The organism is Pseudomonas sp. USTB-Z, from assembly GCF_019691255.1.
Classification (GTDB): Bacteria; Pseudomonadota; Gammaproteobacteria; order Pseudomonadales; family Pseudomonadaceae; genus Aquipseudomonas; species Aquipseudomonas alloputida.
Genome location: NZ_JAECZP010000013.1, coordinates 112,432 through 122,546, shown reverse-complemented (window position 1 = coordinate 122,546; position 10,115 = coordinate 112,432). Strand labels below are relative to the sequence as shown.

Genomic DNA, 10,115 nt, shown 5'->3' with positions numbered 1-10,115 from the left:
GCGCTTGAGCACCCTACTCGAACCCGGGCAGATCGAAGCGTCGGCAGTCACGCCGCCATTTCTGCACCTGCCTGTCGCCAACCTGTTTGAACTGCGCGCCGCGCGCCTGGAGCAACTGGCTGAGGGCAACGCGCTTGGCGATTACCTGAGGCTGATTGCCCGTTTATGCCGCATCCAGCAGCAGCTTGTGGATAACCCGCCCAGCGGCTTGCCCGTGGCCGAGGCGCGTCAGCGCCTGTGCATGGATCATGGTTTGCCGCCGCTGGCGGCTGACAGCCTGGTGCGTGAAGGGCCATGGCTGGTCTGGTTGCAGGCACTGCTAGAGCACCTCAGCGGCGAAACCCGTGGCCCGATGGGTGAGGCGCTGCAGGTGCTACGACGCAGTGATGACAATCAGCGCAAGGGCTGGGGCATTGCTTTGCTGGCAGGCCAGTACGATGGTGTGCCTGCAGCACTGGTGCCGTTTCTCGGTGCCGCGTTGCAGGCGGCCTGGTCCAGCTGGTTGCTGGCGCTGCCCGCACACCAGCTCAAGCCTGCCGGCAGCCTGGCCCAATGCCCGGCTTGTGGTTCGCCGGCGATGGCCGGGGTGGTGCGCAACCGTGGAAAGCACAACGGCTTGCGTTACCTGGCCTGTTCGTTGTGTGCCTGTGAGTGGCATGTGGTGCGGGTCAAGTGTGTGTACTGCGAGTCGAGCAAGGATTTGCGTTACACCAGCCTTGAGGATGATCGCCATGCGCCAGGCAAAGCGCCGCTGCGCGCGGAATGCTGCCCCGGGTGCGACAGCTACCTGAAGCAGAACTACCTGGAGAACGATGCGGCGGCCGAGCCGCTGGCCGATGATCTGGCCAGCCTGGCCCTGGATATACGCCTGGACGGGGAGGGCTTCCATCGCCTGGCGCCCAACCTGATGCTCGCCCCGGGTAGTGGCTGAGGGTCTACACTGAATCACCGACTTGCCTTCGTACCTACAGGTAATTGCGCCAACCTTCCGGATCACGCTGTACTTGTAGGAGCGGGTTCACCCGCGAATGGGCCAGCACAGACAACGGATCAGTCCAAGGTAGTACCGCATGTCCAACAGCCTAGCCAGCGACACCCCACGCCTGCCGTCCATCGATACTCTCCTTCGCCACCCGGCTTGCCTCCCACTGATCGATCGCCACGGCCGCGACGCCGTGCTGAATACCCTGCGCCAGCTGCTCGACGACCTGCGCGAACCCGCCCGTAATGGCGAACTCGGCAGCGCCGAACTGGCTCCGGAAATCCTCCTTGGCCGCAGCGGCGAACGCCTCGCCCTCCAGCAACGCAGCCAGGTTCGCCGCGTGTTCAATCTCACCGGGACCGTGCTGCACACCAACCTGGGCCGCGCCTTGCTACCGGAAGAAGCCATCGAGGCCATGCAGACCGCGGCTCGTTACCCGCTCAACCTGGAATTCGACCTGGCCACCGGCAAACGTGGCGACCGTGATGACCTGATCGAAGGCCTGATCCGCGAGCTGACCGGCGCCGAAGCCGTCACTGTGGTCAACAACAATGCCGCCGCCGTGCTGCTAGCGCTCAACAGCCTGGGCGCGCGCAAGGAAGGCATCATCTCTCGCGGTGAACTGATCGAGATCGGTGGTGCCTTCCGCATTCCCGACATCATGGCCCGTGCCGGTGTGAAGCTGCACGAGGTTGGCACCACCAACCGTACTCACGCCCGCGACTACGAGGCGGCCATCGGCCCGCGCACTGGCCTGCTGATGCGGGTGCATTGCAGCAATTACAGCATCCAGGGCTTCACCACCCAGGTGCCTACTGTCGAGCTGGCACGTATCGCCCACCAACATCAACTGCCACTGCTTGAAGACCTGGGCAGCGGCAGCCTGCTCGACCTTACCCGCTGGGGCCTGCCCGCCGAACCCACGGTACGCCAGGCCCTGGCCGATGGTGCCGATATCGTCACCTTCAGTGGCGACAAACTGCTGGGGGGGCCGCAAGCCGGGATCATCGTCGGCCACAAGGACTTGATCACCAGGATCAAGAAAAATCCGCTCAAGCGTGCGTTGCGCGTCGACAAGATCACCCTCGCTGCACTCGAAGCGGTGCTGGCGCTGTACCGTAACCCCGATCGCCTGGCCGAGCGCCTGCCCAGCCTGCGCTTGCTGACTCGCAGCCAGGCCGAGATTCAGGCCCAGGCCGAGCGCCTGGCGCCTGAGCTCCAGGCGCGCCTCGGCGAGCAATGGGCCATCCGTGTAGAGCCCGCGTTGGGCATGATCGGCAGTGGCAGCCAGCCGGTTGCACGCTTGCCCAGTGCCGCGCTGTGCCTGCGCCCGCAAGTGTCGAAGAAGTTGCGCGGGCGCAGCCTGCATGTGCTGGAGCGAGCCCTGCGTGACCTACCGGTGCCGGTGCTGGGCCGCATTGATGACGATGCCCTGTGGCTGGACCTGCGCCAGCTGGATGACGAAGCCCAGTGGCTGGCCCAGTTGCCAGCCCTGCAGCTGGGGCCGGTGCAGTGATCGTTGGTACCGCTGGCCACATCGACCACGGCAAGACCGCACTGCTGCTGGCGCTGACCGGCCAGGCCGGCGATCAGCGGCAAGAAGAGCGCGCCCGCGGCATGACCATCGACCTTGGCTACCGCTATGCGGCGCTGAGCGAAGGCGCGCCGCTGACCGGCTTCATCGATGTGCCGGGCCACGAGCGTTTTATCCACAACATGCTGGCCGGCGCCCATGGCATCGACCTGGTGCTGTTGGTAGTGGCGGCCGACGACGGGGTCATGCCGCAGACCCGTGAGCACCTGGCGATCATCGAGCTGCTGGGCATTCCCCAGGCCTTGGTGGCGATCAGCAAATGCGACCGGGTCGAGCCGTCGCGTCTGGCCGAGGTGCAGATGCAAGTCAGTGAATTGCTGGCGCCTGGGCCATATGCCGGTGCGCGGCAGTTTCCGCTGTCGAGCATCAGCGGGGAGGGCGTGGACGCGTTGCGTCAGGCCCTGCTGGAGGCCGAAGCAGGTACACGGCAGCGTAGTGTCTTCGGTGGTTTTCGCCTGGCCGTCGACCGTGCCTTTGCGGTTACCGGCGCCGGTGTGGTGGTCACCGGCACGGCACTGGCCGGGCGGGTCAGTGCGGGTGATACGTTGTTGCTGGGCAAGGCCGGCAAGGTGGTACGCGTGCGTGGCCTGCATGCACAGAACCAGGCCGCGTTGGTGGCAGAAGCAGGCCAACGGGTGGCGCTGAACATCGCTGCCGAGCGCCTGGCCGTGGAGCAGGTGCACCGGGGCGACTGGCTGGTGCCCGAATGGTTGCATGCGCCCAGTGTTCGGGTGGATATCGAGCTGAACCTGTTACCTGGCGAGAAGCGTGCTTTCGAACATTTCAGTGCTGTGCATGTGCACCTCGGCACCCAGGATGTAACGGCCCGGGTCGCCTTGCTCGAAGGCGAAAGCCTGGCTGCCGGCCAACGCATGTTTGCCCAGTTGTTGCTCAACGCGCCGTTGCAGGCCGTGCACGGCGACCGCCTGGTGCTGCGCGATCAGCGCGCCCAACGCACACTGGGCGGCGGCAAGGTGCTCGACCCGTTCGCACCAAGCCGCCAACGCCGCAGCGATGCCCGTCTGCAGCAGTTGCAGGTGCTGCGCGATGCAGCGGATCTGGAGCAGGCACTGCCAGCACTGCTCGCCAGTGCACCGGGCGGCATTAGCCCGCAGCGACTCGAGCGGCAGTTCAACCGCCTGCGGGAAACCTGGCAGTTACCGGATGATGTGCGGGTGGTGGCCACCCGGCAGGGCCAACTGCTGTTCGCCAACGCCCAATGGCAGGCGCTCAAGCAGCAGGTTCTGGAACAGCTGGCGCGCTTTCACGAGCAAGAGCCCGACCAGCTCGGCCCGGACCGCGATCGCCTGCGGCGCTTTGTAGCCTTGCCCCTGGAACGGCCGGCTTTCGTCAGCCTGCTGGATGAACTGCTCGACGACAGCGCCATCGCCAGCAGCGGGCCATGGCTGCATCTGCCCGATCACAAGGTGCAGTTGAGCGAAGCCGACAGTGCATTGTGGGCACGTCTGCAGCCGAAGTTGATCGCAGGGCAATACGACCCACCTTGGGTCAGGACGCTGGCGGGTGAGGAGAACCGTGCCGAAGCCGATGTGCGCCTGTTACTGCGCAAGTTGGCCCGGTTGGGCCTGGTGCATCAGGTGGTGCGCGACCTGTTCTATCCAGAGGCTACGCTGCAGCGCATGGCAGCGTTGATGCTGGGGCAGGCCAGCGAAACGCAGATAGTGCAGGTTGCCGCGTTTCGCGATATGTTGGGCATCGGTCGAAAGCGCAGTGTGCAGATTCTGGAATACTTCGACCGCATCGGTCTGACCCGGAGGGTGGCCGACCAGCGTCACATCCGCGCCGACAGCGCCCTGGCCCAACAGCAGGCCAGGCACTGAGTTCAAGGAAGGCAATCGCGCCCGGTGGCGCGGCCGGGCTTCAAACCCGGTTGGGGACGGCAGCCGTTCCCGGGCAGGTTCGACTCCCGCTGCCTTCCGCCATTTTTTCACCCTTCAGGGCCTCTTCGCGGGTGAACCCGCTCCTACACAGGAAACGCAATCGTCGTAGGCGCGGGTTTATCCGCGAAGAGGCCCTAAAAGGCGCTGATCAAGCCCGTTCGCCACACAGATCCAGGACAAACCAGCGGTCTGCTGCGTCAGCATCCAACCCTGCGCCCAGTAGCGCCACCATCTTGCCCAGCGCTGCTTCACGGGTCATGCCACCGCCACTGACCAGCCCGGCCCCGCGCAAGCGGTTGCCCGCTGCATAGGTGTCGAACACCACCGAGCCTTCCGGGCACTGGCTGATAGCCGCCAGCATCACGCCGCGCTGGCGCGCTGCGCTCAGCACATTCAGCAGCGCCTGGTCATCCGATGGCCCGGTCCCGCTGCCGTAGCACTCCAGCAGCAAACCCTGCACACCACTGTCGATCAAGGCCTGCAAATGCCCGGCCTGAAGCCCCGGGAACACCGGCACAACCGCCAGGTTGACCGGTTTGCGCGGTTGCTTGTAGCCCAGCTCGGCAGGGATCGTATCGGCCCGCTCAGCGTCACGGTGGCGTGGCAGCGCAGCAAAGGCATCGAACGCTTCGCTGCGTAGCTTCGACGCCCGACAGCCATGCAGCAGCTGACCGTGGAAGTACAGCTGCACGCCATCTTCCAGGCCGTGTTCGAACTGGCGCAATGCGCCGCACAGGTTGTCCCAGGCATCGCTGTCCGGGGCACCTGCCGGCAGCATCGAGCCGGTCAGCACTACTGGTGCTGGCAGGCCCAGCAACAGGAACGACAACGCAGCAGCGCTGTAGGCCATGCTGTCGGTACCGTGCAGCACCAACACGCCATCGTGGCCCGCGACATCCACCGCCGCGACGATGGCATCGCGCATCGCCAGCCAGTTGTGCTGTTGCATATTGGCGCTGTCGAGCAGCGGGTTCAGCTCGTGCAGTGTCCATTGCACCTGGGGTGCATTGGCCATCTGGGCAAAGTGTTCACGCATCCGCGCGTCAAAACCACCGGCCGGTGCCAGGCCTTCGGGTGTTTCGAGCATGCCGATGGTGCCACCGGTATAGAGAACGAGAAGATTCTTTACTGCGCGCATGGAAAGCATCCGTAGCGGTGAGCGGACAAAGAAAAGCCGCCCGCGGAAGGGGCGGCTGGGCAGGGGAGGATATCAGCGCTGCGTCTGAACTTGGCCGACTGCTTTGTCAGTGGCTGTTTCCACCTGCGGATTGGCAGGCCAGGCATTGCGGTCCAGGTCCAGGTCGGCAAACTTGGACGAGTCGAACACAGGCTGCTTTACACCGGCCTTGCGCTGGTCGTCGTAGTCGCGCATGACCCGCAGGCCGACCTTGAACAGCAGGGCCAGGGCCACCAGGTTGACGAAGGCCAGGCAGGTCATGGTGATGTCGGCGAAGGCGAACACGGTCGACAGGTCTTGCATCGAACCCCACACGACCAGTGCCAGCACCAGGCCACGGAACACCATCAACACTGCGCGGTTACGGCTGAGGAATTGCAGGCTGTTCTCGCCGAGGTAGTAGTTGTAGAGGATGCAGGTGAAGACGAACAGCGACAGCGCCACGCTGACGAACACGCGCCCCCAGTCACCGACTACGGCGGCCAGCGAGTTCTGGGTCAGGACGATGCCGTCACCTTCGAAGCCCGGGGTGTAGAAGCCCGACAGCAAGATCAGCAAGGCGGTGCAGGTGCAGATCACGAAGGTGTCGAGGAACACGCTGAAGGCCTGGACCACGCCCTGTGCGCCCGGGTGTTTCACCGCGGCCACGGCGGCGACGTTCGGCGCGCTGCCCAGGCCTGCTTCGTTGGCGAACACGCCACGTTTCACGCCCATGACGATGGCGCTGCCGAGCAGGCCGGCAAACGCCGGGTCGAGGCCGAAGGCGCTCTTGAAGATGGTTTCCAGCATGGCTGGCACGTGTTCGATCTGGGTGCCGATCACGTACAGGGTCACGCCGATGTAGGCCAGGGTCTTGACGGGTACCAGCAGGTCCGACACCGCCGCGATGCGCTTGATGCCGCCGATGAAGGTGATGGCCAGCAGTACGGCCAGCACAATACCGGTGTGGCTTGGGTCGAAGGCAAAGGCATTCTGCAGCGAGTGGGTGACGGTGTACGACTGCAGGCCGATGAAGGCGAAGCCGTAGGTGACCAGCAGCAAGATCGAGAACACGATGGCCATGCTCTTGCGCTTCAGCCCGTGCTGGATGTAGTAGGCCGGGCCGCCACGGTACAGGCCGTCGCCATCAGCGCGCTTGTACACCTGGGCCAGGGTGCATTCGAAGAAGCTGCTGGACATGCCCACCAGTGCGGTAACCCACATCCAGAACACGGCACCAGGGCCACCCAGGGTCACTGCGATACCGACACCGGCGATGTTGCCGGCGCCCACGCGGCCGGCCAGGCTCAGCATCAGGGCCTGGAAGGAGCTCAGCTGGCCTGCCTGGCCACGCAGCGATTCCTTGAACACGCTGAACATATGGGTGAAGTGGCGGAACTGGACGAACCGGGAGCGGATGGTGAAGTAGCTACCCAGCCCGACGATCAGCACGATGAGGAGTTTCCCCGAAAGGAAATCGTTGATTACTTCGAGCATTGGAAAATGACCTCGATTCTTATTCTTCGTGTGGAAAGACCAGCGGACGGCAGGCGCACCGCTATTCGTTGGGGCGCATGGTTGGCTATGACAAGAGTGGTTACAATTTCGCGGATTGCTCTGACTTGATGCGACTTGATGCTACAATGGCGTCATTCGCGTCACCTGGATTCCGCATATGAGCGATCACTTCGCTACAAACCTCAAACTTGCCTGCAGTCACTACCGCTCTATTTCCGAAGTTTGCCGCCAGCTGTCGATCAACCGCGCGCAGTTCAACAAGTACCTGAGCGGGCAAAGCCGTCCGACGGCTTTCAACCTGAAGCGTATCGGCGACTTCTTCGGTGTCGAGGATTACGAACTGAACCTGCCCGCCGAGCAGTTCGCCCGTCTGATCGGTGCGCGGGTATCGCCCCAGGCCCAGCAGCCCAGTGACCCGATCAGCGAGTTGTTCCGCCCGTTGCACGAACATGGCGGCAACCTTTCGCGCTATTGCGGTTACTACTTCGAGTACTCCAACTGCATGTCGGTGCCGGGCACGACCCTCGTGTCGCTGGTGCACCTGTGGGAAGAACGCGGCCGTTTTCTGTTCGAGCGCCAGGAACGGCAGGAGCGCTCCAGTGCCACCGATCAGCATGCCGAGGTACGCTGCCGCTACCTGGGGGCGGCGTTCCAGCTGCAGGACCGGATGTTCCTCATCGACTACGAGTCGCTGACGTTCAACGAAATGAGCCAGACCATCCTCATCCCCAGCTTCAAAAGCCGCATTACCCGGCTGAATGGCTTGAAGGCCGGCGTATCCAGCGGTGACCGGCGAAACCCGGCCTGTACCCGGGTGGTGTGGGAATACCTGGGCGAGGAGATCAATCGCATCAATGCGTATCGGCAGGTGAAACTGTACCGGCCGGATGATCCGCGCATAGATGACGATGTGCGCGAGCGATTGAGCGTGGCGCCATTGCGCAATGGTCTGTTCGAGATCGAGTAATGCTAAACGCCTTTAGCATTGTCGAGGATGAACGTTGCGACCGTGTCGGCAACCTGGTCCGCTATTGCCGGAGTACTGCGCAAATGAGCTGTGATGCCATGGTCGCAGTCGGTAAGAAACAGGCATTGCAAACGTGACGCTGAAACTGCTCGCATCAAGGCGAGGGTAACTTCTTCAGGAATCGGGCTATAGCGTTCAGTGCCAGCAAGCCACAGGTTGCCAGCGCTGGTGCCGGGGCCTTTGCCGAATCGCTGGGAGTTGAGCCCGTCGTACTCGCCGATCACCATCAATACTCTTCCTCGAAACTGGTTGAGGAAGGTGTAGCTATCGCTCTCCAGAAAACCGAAAGGCTTGTTGATGGCGGCAGTGAATGCCGGGCCGAACGGCGCCTGGTGGGCATCGTCTGGATAAACTGCAGGGCAGATCAATACGATGCTGTCCACTTGTGGCAACTGTGCTGCAAGCTTAAGCGTAATTGCCGCGCCAAGGCTGTGGCCAATGAGCGTTCGGCATCGAGGCGCGATATGCGCGTGGAAACGCTTTGCTTCATCAAGGTTCGTAGCCAGTGACGGCGACATCGCGCCTGGCTCGCTGGCGAGGCTATGACCTGACAGATTGCCAGTGAGTGAACCAATGCCTGCGGTTTGCAGGCGATAAAGCAGAGGGTTGAGCCGGGTAAAGTCGGAACGCGCGCCCCCCAAAACGAATGCGGGGGCTGCGCGCTCGATATCAGGTACCAGCAATCGCGCCTGTTGCTGGTAGTTTTCAAAGACTTCATTGATGAACAGCTCTTTGCCCGGGGCGGGCTCGTCAAACTGCCACTTCACGCGCTGCGGGGAAGCCATATCAATGTGCATGGTGCTCTCTAGAGGAACTGGTTGAGCCATTCGCCGAGCGGGTTGCCGGTATCGAGCAGCAGTTTGAGTGCCATGATGCAGCAGACGCTGACCAGCAGCGGTTTTATGAGGCGCGAGCCGAAGCGAACTGCGCAGCGAGCCCCCAATTGTGCGCCCAGAAAGGCGGCGAGCGCCATTGCCAGCGCCAGCGGCCAGATGATCGCCCCGCTGAGAGAAAAAACTGACAATGCGCCCAGGTTACAGGCCGCGTTCAAAAGCTTGCTGGTGCATACGGCTTGAATGAGGTGCTGGCCCAAGAGGACCACGCAGGCCAGCATGAAGAACGAGCCGACTCCGGGGCCGAAGATGCCGTCATAAAAGCCAATGATGGGTGCAGCCGTCACGCAGAATAGGCTAGTCGATACCTTTGCCTTGCGCGCTTGTTCATTCGGCTTTGGACTGAAGGCAAAGTAGGCGGCGATCAGGATCAGCAGTGGTGGGACGCACGCCTGCAGAACGCTTTTGGGGACGTAAGTTATCGACAAGGCCCCCAGCGCCCCGCCGATAAACGCCATGACAGCCATGGGACTGCCTTGTCTCCAGTCGATCATGCCTTTGCGGGCGAAGGCGCACGTAGCCGAAACCGTAGCCGAAGCTGCCTGGAACTTGTTAGTGGCAATAGCTGCCAAGGGTTCTACACCGGCAATAAACAACACCGGGAGCGTGATAAGGCCACCGCCGCCGGCGATAGCATCAAAAAAGCCGGCCATCAGTGCAACCAGTGCGAGTAGCAGAACAAACGTCAAGTCGATTTCGATCATGGAGTATTTTCCTGTGCTCAACCACGTACCAGCAGCGGGTCTTCAGCGAGCACCAACGGTACGGCGAAGGGGGAGTATCCGAACTGACGGATAAGCAGGCGCCGGTTGCCCTCTGGGTAGAAATCCAGGTAGGCAGCTTCCGAATGAAGCATTGAACGTTCCTTGTCGTTTTTAGGTGAAACTCCCTGGCTGGCAAGTGGGGAGTCGACTATTCAATGCAGTTATGCCGAGACGTGGTAGTCAGCCCATTCCTCGTATGTCGTAGGAGATTTCTGTCTGTGGCGGTATTGAGCAGTGAAACGGTGGAATCACCCCCTGTGGCATCGAACGGGTCCGGTGT

9 protein-coding genes and 1 tRNA gene are annotated in these 10,115 nt (G+C 62.6%); 5 read left to right on the top strand and 5 right to left on the bottom strand.

Going from position 1 to position 10,115, the window contains the following annotated elements; all coding sequences use genetic code 11:
• The first annotated feature begins 4 nt into the window (after positions 1 to 4).
• From fdhE to I8746_RS16545, 4 genes are all read left to right on the top strand, one after another.
• Positions 5 to 931, top strand: coding sequence for a formate dehydrogenase accessory protein FdhE (gene fdhE, locus I8746_RS16560; RefSeq protein ID WP_221100850.1), 927 nt, complete (start codon positions 5 to 7; stop codon positions 929 to 931).
• Positions 932 to 1,070: 139 nt separating this feature from the next.
• Complete coding sequence (gene selA, locus I8746_RS16555; protein ID WP_221100849.1) at positions 1,071 to 2,498, top strand: L-seryl-tRNA(Sec) selenium transferase; 1,428 nt, start codon at positions 1,071 to 1,073, stop codon at positions 2,496 to 2,498.
• The gene (gene selB / locus I8746_RS16550) at positions 2,495 to 4,417 is read left to right on the top strand and encodes a selenocysteine-specific translation elongation factor (RefSeq protein WP_003255430.1); all 1,923 of its coding nucleotides are present in this window, start codon (positions 2,495 to 2,497) and stop codon (positions 4,415 to 4,417) included. Before selA ends, selB begins: the two co-directional genes overlap by 4 nt.
• 6 nt (positions 4,418 to 4,423) lie before the next feature.
• A tRNA-Sec gene (locus I8746_RS16545) sits at positions 4,424 to 4,519 on the top strand.
• A gap of 106 nt (positions 4,520 to 4,625) precedes the next feature.
• Here the strand turns inward: I8746_RS16545 and I8746_RS16540 are convergent.
• Positions 4,626 to 5,624, bottom strand: coding sequence for an asparaginase (locus tag I8746_RS16540; RefSeq protein ID WP_011953333.1), 999 nt, complete (start codon positions 5,622 to 5,624; stop codon positions 4,626 to 4,628).
• A 63-nt stretch (positions 5,625 to 5,687) separates the two neighbouring features.
• Positions 5,688 to 7,130, bottom strand: coding sequence for a sodium:alanine symporter family protein (locus I8746_RS16535; protein WP_221100848.1), 1,443 nt, complete (start codon positions 7,128 to 7,130; stop codon positions 5,688 to 5,690).
• 178 nt (positions 7,131 to 7,308) lie between these two features.
• On the opposite strand from I8746_RS16535, the gene I8746_RS16530 reads away from it, so the two are divergent.
• On the top strand, positions 7,309 to 8,118 hold the full coding sequence (locus I8746_RS16530; protein WP_003255426.1) for a helix-turn-helix transcriptional regulator: 810 nt from the start codon (positions 7,309 to 7,311) through the stop codon (positions 8,116 to 8,118).
• A gap of 2 nt (positions 8,119 to 8,120) precedes the next feature.
• On the opposite strand, the gene I8746_RS16525 is transcribed toward I8746_RS16530, so the two are convergent.
• From I8746_RS16525 to I8746_RS27225, 3 genes are read right to left on the bottom strand one after another with little or no spacing between them, the layout of a single operon-like run.
• On the bottom strand, positions 8,121 to 8,975 hold the full coding sequence (locus I8746_RS16525) for an alpha/beta hydrolase (RefSeq protein ID WP_221100847.1): 855 nt from the start codon (positions 8,973 to 8,975) through the stop codon (positions 8,121 to 8,123).
• An 8-nt stretch (positions 8,976 to 8,983) separates the two neighbouring features.
• Positions 8,984 to 9,775, bottom strand: coding sequence for a TSUP family transporter (locus tag I8746_RS16520; protein WP_221100846.1), 792 nt, complete (start codon positions 9,773 to 9,775; stop codon positions 8,984 to 8,986).
• Positions 9,776 to 9,792: 17 nt separating this feature from the next.
• The gene (locus tag I8746_RS27225) at positions 9,793 to 9,927 is read right to left on the bottom strand and encodes a hypothetical protein (RefSeq protein WP_003255421.1); all 135 of its coding nucleotides are present in this window, start codon (positions 9,925 to 9,927) and stop codon (positions 9,793 to 9,795) included.
• Positions 9,928 to 10,115: the final 188 nt, after the last annotated feature.